This is a genomic window from Streptomyces acidiscabies (assembly GCF_020010905.1).
GTDB classification, from domain to species: Bacteria; Actinomycetota; Actinomycetes; order Streptomycetales; family Streptomycetaceae; genus Streptomyces; species Streptomyces acidiscabies.
In genome coordinates this window covers 885234-897059 of sequence record NZ_JAGJBY010000001.1, presented here as the reverse complement: position 1 = coordinate 897059, position 11826 = coordinate 885234, and the positions used below count along the sequence as shown (strand labels likewise).

Below are 11826 nucleotides of genomic sequence, written 5' to 3'. Positions count from 1 at the left end.
GCCGTCCGGAGGCGAAGGCAGCCCCGCACGCCGTTCCTCCACTCATCCCGCCCGCGTCACTACGCTGACCGGCGGGATGCCCACTGCGAACAGGGAGACCATGCATGACGTACCGCATCGAACAACTCCTGAGCGAAGGCGTCCGCGACAAGGTCTACCCCGGCGCTGTATGGGCCGTCGGAGACGCCGCCGGAACTCACGTCCACGGCACCACAGGGGTCCTCGACCCCGCGCAGCCGGATGTGCCGATGCGGCCCGACACCGTCTTCGACGCCGCCAGTCTCACCAAGATCCTCGCGGTGTGGTCCTCCATCGGCTCCCTGCGGGAAGAAGGCAAGCTCGACCTCGACTCCCCCCTCGGTACCTTCTGGCCCGAGGTCGAAGACCACGCGCTCGGATCGGTGACCGCCCGCCAGTTGCTGACCCACACGGCCGGCGTTCCGCTGCGGGCCCAACTGAAGAACCTCTACGGCACCGACCCGCAGGACATCCGCGACGGCGTACTGAGAGAAGGACTGCACCGCCAGCCCGGAGAGGCCGTCGAGTACACCGACCGGGCCGCCCTCGTCCTCGGCTACCTCGCCGAGCACCTCTCGGGCCGACGCCTCGACCAACTCGCCACGGAGCGGAGCTGGCAGCCGCTCGGTATGAACACCACCCGGTTCGGGCCGCTGCCGACGGAGATCACCGCGAGGTGCGCACCGACCGAGTTCGACCAGGACACCGGGGCTCACCTCAAAGGCGTCGCCCATGACTTCTCCGCGCGGCTCCTGGGCGGCGTGTGCGGCATCGCCGGCGCCTTCACCGTCCTCGACGACCTCGCCGCGTTCCTGTGTCACATGCTGGGCGACACCTCTGCACCGGAGCAGGCCGGCTTCGGGCCGGCCTGGGTGACTGAGTCGCTGACGATCCAGACCGGTGAACTGGAGCCCGTACGCGGCCTGTTCTGGCACCCGGCTCCCGGAACCAAGCCGACCCAGGATGTCTGGGTGCACTACGGCTTCACCGGAACGGGCATGTGGATCTCCCCCGACCAGGGACGCTGGGCCGTACTACTGACCAACAAGCTCTACTACACCCGCGACCGCCAGCCCCTCACCGAAATCCGCAACACCTTCCGCGAACTCGCCTTCGGCTGAGACAGCGACTCTTTCGCCGTCAGCTCGAAGACAAATCCAACTGCTGCTGTGACCAGGAGTCGGCCGTCAGCGTGGCCGGAAAAGATCGAACGCGTCCCCGGTCTCTCGTCCGCCATGGCGTTTGTTGACCCGCCACATCACTAAGCCCGCAAGAGCAGGTCCCGCTACGGTGGCAGCACCATCGGGAAGTCCCGCCGCCGCTGCTCCCGCTGTGACAGCGACGATGCCGCTCACCATCAGAGTGAGTTGCCACCCCTCACGGTGTCGAACGGGCGTGAGCCCTTCCAAATCATTTTTCGGCAGAAGAGCCCCCAAGTGACCGTCAGAATAGCGCTCAGCAATGGTGATCAACATTTCGGCCAGGCGCTTCAATGCTTCGTCGCATTCGGGGCCGTCGAGACGCAGTGCTTCCTTCCGGAGGGCGGCAGCCACCAGACCAGCATGCTCTTGCAGCGCATGCCTCCGGTGCTTTACAGCGCGCTCCTTCAATGTAGGCCACCGCTTCCACGCGGTCAGTATGAAGTGTTCCGCTGAAAGCAGATGCCGCTCCATCATGGCGGCTGGTGACGATTCCCATGGATTATTCTGCCTTCGATAGGCGATTCCACAGCGGTTGGCTGCAGAAGCGAGCACCGCGGTGGCTCGGAATCTACGCTCAAGCGTTGCAGCCCACGCCAGCGAATTGATCACCCTCTGCAGCGGGTGCGTCCACCTGGGCGGTTCCAAGGGGCGACGGACCTGAGCATTGGGGAGTCCTCGGAACAGCCAGTACACAACCAGGACGATGAAGATCCACCGCATGGTCACACTCTGCAGGAGATGGAGGGCGATGCCGGGGTGGTCCCAGATTATTGCCGACTTGTTTTCCAGCCACGAAGCGGCCTTGACCACTTTCTCTACGGACAGGGGTTCAGGTGGTGACTCATCGGATGGAATGTCGGAAATCAAGACAAGAACGAGGATCCACCCGGCCAATGATAACCTCATGCACCATTTCCGAAAGGGCCTCCACAGTGCGGCGCTGAATGCCCAAGCGCGTACACCATCTGCGACGGGTCTGGGTATCTCCCAGTCCGGCTGCATCGCATTCAATGATTGCTGTATCCCGGCCAGCCTGTCTTGGCCATGCTGCTGTCGCGCGCTGTCGAACGCCTCGCGGAGGCCATGCTGGAACGCCCGTAGCTGCTCTTGAACTCGCGTGAAGCGATCGCGTATCTGTGTGATCACAGCCGCCTAGCATGTCACTGTAATGCTTCACTCGCGCCGCATTTCGTCTATGACGCCACTTTTGAAGCCAAGCGTGCCGACGGCAGACAGGCCGCTCGGGGGGGGGTAGTTGCGCGCGAGCGTCTGGGAGGAAGCGGTGTTGTTCATCGATCTCTCTGACAGAGTGCGTTGCCCTCCATAGTCTTGATGCATCCGAAGCGACAGGGGGATGCATGCCAGATTTGGGCTTTGTGGCTGAGAGCGTCACGACGGCACTTACCGGACTACTGGTCAGCGATGCCTACACATCCTTACGACCGAGGTTGAGCGCGATCTTGAGCCGCTCGCGAAACAACGAAGGCGCCAGCATCGAAGATCTTGACCGTCTTCGCGAGGTGGACCCCGCGAGGTTGCATAGCGCCGTGCACGAGTACGTCCAGCGACTTGCAGCGTCCGATGGACGCCTTGTCCAGCAGCTCCGGGACGTCCTGGGAGAGCCGGAGCCTCGTATTCAACTGAACGTTCACGACAACCAGTTCCGTGGGCCGACGCAGGTGGGCGGCATTCAGATCGTCAACATGCATGAGGTGGAACATGAGCCAGAACTCTGACGCCCCAGAGGTTCACCACAATGTTTTCACCGGACCCACCGTGATCGGCGGCACCCAGAATCTGGTCGGCGTCACCCCTGTCCAGACGTCCCTGCGGCCGTCGATGCTCTCGCAAGTCTGGACGACGATCATGCTGGTCTGGGCGCTCTGCCCGATGGCAGCCTGGTGGACGCAGTCTGTTCCTGATGGTGAACTCTTCTCAAGGCTCGCGGACCTCGTCCATGCCGCCACGCTGTACATATGGCTGGCCGGTGGCGTCGCTCTCTTCCTCGACGCGATGGTCTACTTGCTGTACCGGCACTGGCCTGTAGTGCAGCGAGCAATCACTCACCCCGTCACGTGGAAGCTGCGGTTGCTTGCAGTTGCCCTTGGGGGTGTTGCCCTGGCGACAGTCATATTCATGAGTGGTCAGTAGCTCGGGGCCAGGCGCGGTCGTAGTAGCGAATTATTCTGGTGCAGCGCGAACCTGCTGCTCAACGGCCCGCCATGCGTGAGCGATGCGTGAGCGGACGGTGCGGCACAGCCGATCACGGTGTGGCCGCCGCAGAGTGCGCCGCCCTGCCTGACCAGGTGGTTCCGGACACGGAGGAACCGTCCAGAACCACCCAGCAAGCCCTGAACAGGACTTTTAATCCATTGGTTGTGGGTTCGAGTCCCACAGGGCCTACTGCCGCAGGGGCGGGAAACCCCTCTGAACCGCTACGAAGCGCCCGGATCGACTTCGGTCGACCCGGGCGCTTCGGCGTTTTCGGGGCCTCTCCCCCTGTGGGGTCAGGAAGGCTTGACCGCCGAGACCGGGGTGGCGGTCACCTTGTTGTCGCACTCGGCCCACCACCCGTCGTTCAGAGCGACCTGGTGCTTCCCGGAGCGCGGCAGCCCGATGACCATCGTCGGAAACGCCGACGGCTTCTTGCCCGACACGCAGTAGCCGTCGCCCTCCCCCTGGACCTGGACGAACGTCAGCTTCACCCATGCCTTGCCGTGCGGCCGGACCGTCACGGTGGACGCCTTGCCGGTGGGGGTGACCTTGAGCGGGGTGTTGCGGGAAGGGGAGCCGTTGCCGGCGCCCGCGAGCGTCGGATAGCCCTTCAGGACGCACGTCTTCCGGGAGACGTTGGTGAACTGCACGACCGCCGCCCCGGTCCCGGTCCCGACGGGCGGGTGGGCGGCCTGCCGGGCGCTGACCTGGAGGGCGGAGGCCGCGCAGGCGGGCGGCGGGGTGGTGGTCGTCGTCGCCATGGCGGTGCCGGGCAGGATGCCGGTCACCGCCGCCGCGACGGCCGTGATCGTCGTCGTCGCCAGAGCCGCCCTGCGAATCCCGTTGCTGTGCCGCATGCTGTCGTCCCCCTGAGTCGTATCGCCCGCGGGTTCCGGTCGGTTGTCGCCCCGCGGTACGTGAGTGCAGACAGGGCGGGAGAGCGGCAGGGTTCCGTACGGCGACTGCTCGTGACAAAACGGTGACGACAGGCTGCACCCGCGCGGAGAGCCGATGGGCCACCGGACTAGCTCTGCCCCCGAGAGGGTGAGACGGAGGCGGCGAGGTCGAGGAGCGTCATCCTGTCGTGGTCCGGGCTGCCCGGCGGCGCCATGTAGACGACGAGCCGCTGGCCTTGCGCGCGGTTGAGGGACAGCCCTTCGTGCGAGAGCGTCATCGTGCCGACCTCCGGGTGCCGCAGCGTCTTCTCGCCGTCGCCGATCGTGTGCACCTCGTACCGCTCCCAGAGCCGGTTGAAGTCGGGGCTCTTGACGATCAACTCGCCTACGAGCGCGGCGAGATCGGGCGCGTCCGGATCGCTGCCGGCGATCGCCCGCAACTGGGCGACACACCCCTTGGCCTTCCGCTCCCAGTCCACCCACAGCTCGCGGGCGGCCGGGTGCAGGAAGACGTACCGCACGGTGTTCCGCTGCCGCTCCGGCCAGTCGGCGATGCCGTGGAGCAGCCGCAGCCCGCCGGGATTGGCCGCCAGCAGGTCGTTGGTGCGGCTCACGACGTACGCCGGGCTGGGCCGCAGCGTCTCCAGGAGCTGCCTGACGGTCGGACGGACCCGCCGTGACGGCAGGGGACGCAGCTCAGGTGCACGCCGCGCCGCGCGCGCCGCCAGCTCGTGCAGGAAGCCGCTCTCCTCCTGGCTGAGGCGGAGCGCGCAGGCCAGCGCCTCGATCACGGAGGGGCTCGGCCGGGTCTCCTTGCCGCGTTCCAGACGTACGTAGTAGTCGATGCTGACACCGGCCAGCGCCGCGACCTCCTCCCGGCGCAGACCCGGCGTACGGCGCGTACCGGGTCCGGCGGGCAGTCCGACGTCCGCCGGGCGTACGCCACCACGGCGAGCCCGCAGGAACTTCCCGAACTCGGTCATGCCGTCATTCTGCCAGCGGGGACCGGCCCGCAGCCTGGCCCTGTCGCACCCCCCTGTGGCGCCCCCCGGAAGACCACGGTCTGCCTCGCCCTCGCGCGCCTCACCAGCCTGGACAGGTGACCACTCTTGAACAGCAGCACACGGCCGCACCGAAGCTGATCCTGGCGACCACGCTCATGGGCATCTTCCTGCTCAACCTCAACACCATGGCGCTGAACGTGGCACTGCCCGGCATCGGGCGGGACCTCGGCGGCAGCACGGCGGGACTGCAATGGATCGTGGACGCCTACACGCTGATGTTCGCCGCGCTCCTGCTCTCCGCAGGCGCGCTCTGCGACCGCGTCGGGGCGAGCCGCGCGTACGGCGCCGGCGTCGCGGTCTTCACGATCGCCTCGGCCGCGTGCGCACTGGCGCCGGGGCTGGGCGAGCTGATCGCCGCCCGCGTGATCCAGGGGAGCGCGGCGGCGGTCATGCTGCCCTCCTCGCTGGCCCTCGTCCGGCAGGCTTTTCCGGACGCGGGCCGACGGGCCCGGGCCATCGCGCTGTGGACCGCCGGCGGAGCCGTCGCGGTCGCCGCAGGACCGGTGGCCGGCGGGGTGCTGGCCGACGCTCTGAGCTGGCGGGCGATCTTCTACGTCAACCTGCCCGTCGGCATCGCCACCCTCGCCGTGCTGACCCGCGCGGAGCGCTCACCGCGCCGCGCCGTGCCTCTCGATCCGTACGGCCAGCTCACGGCGATCGTCGCGCTCGCGGCGCTCACCTTCGCGGTGATCGACGCGGGGGAGAACGGCTTCGGCGAACCCAGGGTGCCGGTCTGCCTGGGGCTCGCCGCAGCGGCGACGGCCGCGTTCGTCATGATCGAGGCACGTACCGCCGCGCCGTTGGTCCCGCTCGGCCTCTTCCGTTCGCGCACGGTGACGGTCTCGGTCGTGATCGGCTTCGTCGTCAATGCCGCGTTCTACGGGCTGGTGTTCGTGCTGAGCCTGTTCTTCCAGGACGTGCTGCACCTGTCCGCCATGGCCGCGGGGCTGATGTTCCTGCCGATGACGGCCGTGATCGCCGGAGCCAACCTGGCCTCGGCCAGGGCCGCGGCACGCTTCGGGCCGAGGATGCCGATCGCCACGGGACAAGCGGTCCTCGCGCTGGCGATGTCCGGCCTGCTCTGGATCGACGAGGGCACCGGCAGACCGGTGATCGCGGCGATGCTCGTCCCGGTCGGCCTCGGCCTGGGCTTCTTCGTACCGTCCCTGACCGCCGTCCTGCTGAACGACATCCCCGCGGACCGGGCCGGAACGGCCGCCGGGATCCTGAACTCCTTCCGGCAGACGGGCGGCGCGCTCGCCGTGGCCGTCTTCGGAGCCCTGGTCGCGGACCGGGGCATCGCGGGGCTGCGGGTCGCCCTGTGCGTCGCGGCCGTGGCGCTGATGGCCACCACGGCAGCGGCCCTCATGCTGCCGAACGGCAGAAGGGCCCCCCGCCGAAGCAGAGGGCCCTCCAGATTCACTCAGACTCAGCCGTTGCGCTTCCAGCGCGGCTTGTCGTCGCGACGGAAGGACGAGGACGACGACGGGCCCGTGCCCGTGCCCGAACCCCGGTGATCGTCACGGCGGAAGGACGGACGCTCGTGGCCGCCGGCGCGGAAGCCCGGACGGTCGTCGCGACGGTCACGGTTGAAGGGACGGTCGCTGCCACGGTGACCGGAACGGTCGTCGCGACGGAAGCCACCACGGTCGTTGCTGTCCCGACGCTCGAAGCCCGGACGGTCGCTGTTGTTGTCACGGCGCTCGAAGCCCGGACGCTCGTTGTCCCGACGCTCGAAGCTACGGCCACCACGGTCACCACCGCGGTCGTCACGGCGGTCACGGTTGAACGGACGGTCGTCGCGACGGAAGCCGCCACGGTCGTTGTCCCGACGCTCGAAGCCCGGACGGTCGCTGTTGTTGTCGCGACGCTCAAAGCCACGCCCACCACGGTCGTCCCGACGGTCACGGCCGGCCGGACGGTCGTCACGGTCCCGGCGGAACCCGCCACGGTCGTTGTTGTCCCGACGCTCGAAGCCACGCCCACCACGGTCACCACCGCGGTCGTCCCGACGGGACTCCCGCTCCCGGCGCTCGGCCGCGACCTCGGCGGCGGCGGCCTCCTCGACAGCCGCCTGAACCTCGGCGACGGCCTGCTCCTGCGCCTCGGCGACAGCGGCCTCCGGGTCCTCGCCACGCTCACGCGCGACGCGGGCCACCAGCCGGTCGGCCTCGTCACGCAGCTCGGCGGCACGCTTCTGCGCCCGCTCCAGCTGCTTGGCGAGCTGCGCGACCTCACGCTCGGCCTGCTGAGCCGCGTTGCCCGCGGACTCGGACTGCACCTCGGTCATCGACCGGGCACCGGTGATGTCCGCGACCTCGGGCTCGAACGCCGACCCACCCTGGATGATGTGCCGCCCGGCGTCGACGCCGGCGTCCTCCATGAGGCGGAAGATCTGGCGGCGCTGGTGCGGCAGGGACAGCGATACGACGGTCCCGGTGCGACCGGCGCGAGCGGTACGCCCGGCGCGGTGCAGGTAGTCCTTGTGGTCCCCGGCCGGGTCCACGTTCAGGACGAGGTCGATGCCGTCGACGTGGATGCCGCGCGCGGCGACGTCGGTGGCGACGAGGACGTTGACGTACCCGTCCTTGAAGTCGGCCAGGGTCCGCGTACGGGCGCCCTGGGTCATGCCGCCGTGCAGCGCGTCGGCCTTCACGCCGGACTCGCGCAGCTGCTCCGCGACGCGGTCCGCGCCGAGCTGGGTGCGGACGAAGATGATCGTGCGGCCCTTGCGGGAGGCGATCGCGGCGGTGACCGGCGCCTTGTCCTTGGGCTTCACGATGAGGATGTGGTGCGACATGGTCGTGACGTTGCCCTGGGCGCTGTCGACCTCGTGCGTGACGGGGTTGTTCAGGTAGCGCTTGACCAGCGTGGAGATCTCGTTCTCCATCGTCGCGGAGAACAGCATCCGCTGGCCGCCCGCCGGGACCTGGTCGAGCAGCTCGGTGACCTCGGGCAGGAAGCCCAGGTCGGACATCTGGTCGGCCTCGTCGAGGACGGTGACCTGGACGTCTTCGAGGGAGCAGGCGCCGCGGTTGATGATGTCGCGCAGCCGGCCCGGGGTGGCGACGAGGATGTCGACGCCGCGCTCCAGGGCGTAGATCTGGTTGCTCATCGACGTACCGCCGCAGACGACCTTCATCTTCAGGCCGACGACGTCGCCGTAGGGCTGGAGCGCGTCCGCGACCTGCATCGCGAGCTCGCGGGTCGGGGTGAGGATGACGGCGCGCGGGCGCTTCTTCTCGGTACGGCCGCCGGCCAGCCGCGCGAGCGTCGGGAGGCCGAAGGAGAGGGTCTTGCCGGAGCCGGTGCGGCCACGGCCGAGGATGTCCTTGCCGAGCAGCGCGTCCGGGATGGTCGCGGCCTGGATCGGGAAGGGGGACGTCACGCCGTTCTGCGCGAGCTTGCGCACGACACCCTCGGGGAGACCGAGGTCGGCGAAGGTGCTCTCGGGAGCGGAGGCCTCGACGGTCTCGTCCGAAACGACGGTCTCTACGACCTCTTCGGACTCGATGACCTCGACGACCGACTCGACGACCTGATCAGAACTGGAAATGGACATGCGTATGCGAAACCTTCCGGAGTCTCGTCGGCACGCGCCCGTCAACTCCGTGATTTCTGCAATACGACCGCCTCTATGCGGTCCGCCACGGCTGGGGAGAGTACGCGCCACACGGCGCGCTCTGCGTTGGCGCCGGGCAAATGGGATCAAACGATCTACCACCATACGCACCTCACCCCCCACTAGGCAAATCCCGCAGGTCAGCCCCCGGGCGCGGGCTCCTGCGCGGACGGCGACGGCTCCACCGGAGACGGCTCCGGCGAGGACGACGGCTGCGGCGGGGACGGCGTCGGCGGCTCGGGCGAGGACTGCGGCGGCTCGGGTACGGCCGAGCGGCTCGGCGACGGCCTGCCGGGGCCCGGCTTGCCCGGTTTCGGCGCGGGCGCGGTGGGCGAGGCGCTCACGGAGAGCGACGCGGACGGGGTCGCCGAGGGGGCCCCGGTGCCGTCACCGTCGGGCGCGCCCTTGTCGTCGCCCTGGTGCGGCGAGCCGTTCACGTACCGGCCCGACCCCACCTTGCCGCCGTCCGGCGCGGCGTCCCCCGGCCGGCCCGCCGACTGCGACGGCTTCGCGGCGCCCGCGCCGTCACCGTCGTCCCCCACGCTCATGCAGCCGGAGGCGGCGGCGACGGCCAGCACCGAGGCGGCCAGCCGGACGGAAAGGGAACAGGAGCGCACGGGAGCCTCCGGGTGAGGAGTGGGAAGTCATCCCTCCCAACTCCCGCCGGACTCAAGAAGACACGCGATCAGCCGTACCCCAGCGCGTGCAGCCGCTCGTCGTCGATGCCGAAGTGGTGCGCGATCTCGTGGACGACCGTCACCTCCGTCTCCGCGACGACCTCCTCCCGCGTCCCGCACATCCGCAGCGTCGGCCCCCGGTAGATGGTGATCCGGTCGGGCAGGACACCGGCGTACCACTCCCCCCGGTCGGTCAGCGGCGTGCCCTCGTACAACCCGAGCAACTCCGGGTCGTCCGCGGGTGGTTCGTCCTCGACGAACACCGCCACGTTGTCCATGAGCCGCGTCAGCTCCGGGGGGATCCGGTCGAGCGCCTCGGCGACCAGTTCCTCGAACTCCTCGCGCGTCATCTCCAGCACACCCCCATTGTCCGGCACGGCACATATCCGCACACGCCCCCGGGCATACGGCACCAATGGTCCGTCTCCGGGAGTCCCTGATCCGCTGGCGCCGCGCCCTCGCCATGGTCACCGTGGTCGTCGCCGGCGCCTGGCTGGGCCTGCTGACCGTCGGCGACGTCCGTACGTCGGTCGGCCCGATGGATACGACGATGACGCTGCGGCCGTCCCTCACCGGCGGCACGAAGATCAACGTCTCCCCGCTCGGCGCGCTCTCCTTCGCCACCCACACCGCGCCCGTCCGCCTCGACGTCAACGTCGACCAGCTCGACCCCGTCCGCTCCCAGGCCCTCGTCGACCACCCCGAACGCCTCTCCGGACTCCAGGAGGAGGTGGCCCGCGACGCCTCCCACGGCGCGCGCGACCTCGCCGTACGCTCCTGCGCGGCGGTCGTGACGGGGGCGACGGCGCTGGGGCTCGCGGTGTACCGGCGTCCGCGCAAGGCCCTGCTCGCGGGCGGCCTCGCGCTGTCGCTGCTGGCCGCGTCCGGCGTCACCGCGTACGCCACCTGGAAGCCGGAGTCCGTGCTGGAACCCCGCTACTCCGGGCTCCTGTCCTCCGCGCCCTCCCTGGTCGGCAACGCCCGCGGCATCGTCACCGACTTCGACGTCTACCAGCGGGAACTCGCCCGGCTCGTGACGAACGTGACCAAGCTGTACGACGTGACCTCGACGCTTCCGGCGTACCAGCCCGACCCCACGACCGTCCGCGTCCTGCACGTCTCCGACATCCACCTCAACCCCGCGAGCTGGAAGATCATCGCGTCGCTCGTCGAGCAGTACGACGTGGACGTCATCGTCGACTCCGGCGACACGATGGACCACGGGTCGGCGGCCGAGAACCCCTTCCTGGACCCCATCCCCGATCTGGGCGCGCCGTACGTCTGGGTGCGCGGCAACCACGACTCCCTCGTCACCCAGCGGTACCTGGCCGGGCTGCGCAACGTCCACGTCCTCGACGAGGGGCGCGCGGTCACCCTCGCCGGGCTGCGGTTCGCGGGGATCGGCGATCCCCAGTTCACGCCGGACCGGTCGGCGGCCCGGGAGAAGGGCGTCCAGGAGGCCGCCGGACGGCAGCTCGCGGGCGCGCTGCGGCTGGGGCCGCCGGCCGACATCGCGGTCGTCCACGAGCCGTCCGCCGCACGCGAGGTCGACGGGACCGTTCCCCTCGTCCTGGCGGGGCACCTCCATCACCGGGAGACCGAGGTCATGAAGAAGGGCACCCGGCTGCGCGTCGAGGGGTCCACCGGGGGCAGCGGGCTGCGCGCCGTCGAGGGCAAACACCCCGACCCCATCGAGGCGTCGATCCTCTACTTCGACCGCGACAGCCGACGGCTCCAGGCGTGGGACGAGATCCGGCTGGGCGGGCTCGGGGAGACAACAGCCCAGGTCAGCCGCCATCTCACCCAGGAGAACAAGCCGCAGCCGCGCCCCTCTCCCTCCCCCTCGTAAACCGTTTTGGCGATACCCCCTGCCATCCCATATGCTTCAACACGTCCCCGACGCGCTGCGAAGCGCCCAGGCGGGCCGATAGCCCTCATCGTCTAGCGGCCTAGGACGCCGCCCTTTCAAGGCGGTAGCACGGGTTCGAATCCCGTTGGGGGCACGCAACACCTGTGCGACACTGTTCGCACAACGCAAGGTCCTGTGGAGCAGTTTGGAGTGCTCGCCACCCTGTCAAGGTGGAGGCCGCGGGTTCAAATCCCGTCAGGACCGCTGGAGTTCCACTTGCTGGA

General features: G+C 69.1%; 11 protein-coding genes and 2 tRNA genes. 7 read left to right on the top strand and 6 right to left on the bottom strand.

Annotated features, from left to right (window positions below):
• Positions 1-104: 104 nt before the first annotated feature.
• Positions 105-1139 carry a serine hydrolase domain-containing protein gene (locus J8M50_RS04375; RefSeq protein ID WP_010352072.1) on the top strand — a complete coding sequence of 345 codons (1035 nt, stop codon included), beginning with the start codon at positions 105-107 and terminating at the stop codon, positions 1137-1139.
• A gap of 66 nt (positions 1140-1205) precedes the next feature.
• Here the strand turns inward: J8M50_RS04375 and J8M50_RS04370 are convergent, their stop codons facing one another.
• Complete coding sequence (locus J8M50_RS04370; RefSeq protein WP_141655551.1) at positions 1206-2366, bottom strand: hypothetical protein; 1161 nt, start codon at positions 2364-2366, stop codon at positions 1206-1208.
• 212 nt (positions 2367-2578) lie between these two features.
• Between J8M50_RS04370 and J8M50_RS04365 the strand changes: the two genes are divergently transcribed.
• A complete protein-coding gene (locus J8M50_RS04365) occupies positions 2579-2956 on the top strand; it encodes a hypothetical protein (protein WP_141655552.1) in 378 nt (125 codons plus the stop codon).
• Positions 2940-3371, top strand: a complete 432-nt coding sequence (locus tag J8M50_RS04360) for a hypothetical protein (protein ID WP_010352074.1) — start codon at positions 2940-2942, stop codon at positions 3369-3371. Before J8M50_RS04365 ends, J8M50_RS04360 begins: the two co-directional genes overlap by 17 nt.
• Positions 3372-3727: 356 nt before the next feature.
• Here J8M50_RS04360 and J8M50_RS04355 read toward each other — a convergent pair whose 3' ends face one another.
• Positions 3728-4291: a DUF4232 domain-containing protein gene (locus J8M50_RS04355; RefSeq protein WP_010352075.1), complete on the bottom strand. Its 564-nt coding sequence runs from the start codon at positions 4289-4291 to the stop codon at positions 3728-3730.
• A 167-nt stretch (positions 4292-4458) separates the two neighbouring features.
• Entirely contained in the window at positions 4459-5313 is an 855-nt protein-coding gene (locus tag J8M50_RS04350; RefSeq protein ID WP_010352076.1) for a helix-turn-helix domain-containing protein, read from the bottom strand.
• 176 nt (positions 5314-5489) lie between these two features.
• Here J8M50_RS04350 and J8M50_RS04345 point away from each other — a divergent pair, with 176 nt between their 5' ends.
• Entirely contained in the window at positions 5490-6911 is a 1422-nt protein-coding gene (locus J8M50_RS04345; protein ID WP_078480613.1) for an MFS transporter, read from the top strand.
• Here the strand turns inward: J8M50_RS04345 and J8M50_RS04340 are convergent.
• The 3 genes from J8M50_RS04340 to J8M50_RS04330 form a co-directional block, all read right to left on the bottom strand.
• Positions 6824-8956 (bottom strand): DEAD/DEAH box helicase, encoded by a 2133-nt coding sequence (locus tag J8M50_RS04340; protein ID WP_010352078.1) that lies wholly within the window; start codon positions 8954-8956, stop codon positions 6824-6826. The two genes, J8M50_RS04345 and J8M50_RS04340, sit on opposite strands and share 88 nt — an antisense overlap.
• Before the next feature lie 200 nt (positions 8957-9156).
• A complete protein-coding gene (locus J8M50_RS04335) occupies positions 9157-9633 on the bottom strand; it encodes a hypothetical protein (protein ID WP_010352079.1) in 477 nt (158 codons plus the stop codon).
• Between the two features lie 68 nt (positions 9634-9701).
• Positions 9702-10052, bottom strand: a complete 351-nt coding sequence (locus J8M50_RS04330) for a metallopeptidase family protein (RefSeq protein WP_010352080.1) — start codon at positions 10050-10052, stop codon at positions 9702-9704.
• 56 nt (positions 10053-10108) lie between these two features.
• On the opposite strand from J8M50_RS04330, the gene J8M50_RS04325 reads away from it, so the two are divergent.
• The 3 genes from J8M50_RS04325 (at position 10109) to J8M50_RS04315 (ending at position 11806) form a co-directional block, all read left to right on the top strand.
• A complete protein-coding gene (locus tag J8M50_RS04325; protein ID WP_010352081.1) occupies positions 10109-11542 on the top strand; it encodes a metallophosphoesterase family protein in 1434 nt (477 codons plus the stop codon).
• An 81-nt stretch (positions 11543-11623) separates the two neighbouring features.
• Positions 11624-11696, top strand: a tRNA-Glu gene (locus tag J8M50_RS04320).
• 35 nt (positions 11697-11731) lie between these two features.
• A tRNA-Asp gene (locus tag J8M50_RS04315) sits at positions 11732-11806 on the top strand.
• Positions 11807-11826 lie beyond the last annotated feature (20 nt).

Excerpts from the sequence above, each read along its gene's own strand:
- J8M50_RS04375 (WP_010352072.1), top strand. The coding sequence starts at position 105 with ATGACGTACCGCATCGAACAACTCCTGAGCGAAGGCGTCCGCGACAAG.
- J8M50_RS04365 (WP_141655552.1), top strand. The coding sequence starts at position 2,579 with ATGCCAGATTTGGGCTTTGTGGCTGAGAGCGTCACGACGGCACTTACC.
- J8M50_RS04360 (WP_010352074.1), top strand. The coding sequence starts at position 2,940 with ATGAGCCAGAACTCTGACGCCCCAGAGGTTCACCACAATGTTTTCACC.
- J8M50_RS04355 (WP_010352075.1), bottom strand. The coding sequence starts at position 4,291 with ATGCGGCACAGCAACGGGATTCGCAGGGCGGCTCTGGCGACGACGACG.
- J8M50_RS04350 (WP_010352076.1), bottom strand. The coding sequence starts at position 5,313 with ATGACCGAGTTCGGGAAGTTCCTGCGGGCTCGCCGTGGTGGCGTACGC.
- J8M50_RS04345 (WP_078480613.1), top strand. The coding sequence starts at position 5,490 with ATGGGCATCTTCCTGCTCAACCTCAACACCATGGCGCTGAACGTGGCA.
- J8M50_RS04340 (WP_010352078.1), bottom strand. The coding sequence starts at position 8,956 with ATGTCCATTTCCAGTTCTGATCAGGTCGTCGAGTCGGTCGTCGAGGTC.
- J8M50_RS04325 (WP_010352081.1), top strand. The coding sequence starts at position 10,109 with ATGGTCCGTCTCCGGGAGTCCCTGATCCGCTGGCGCCGCGCCCTCGCC.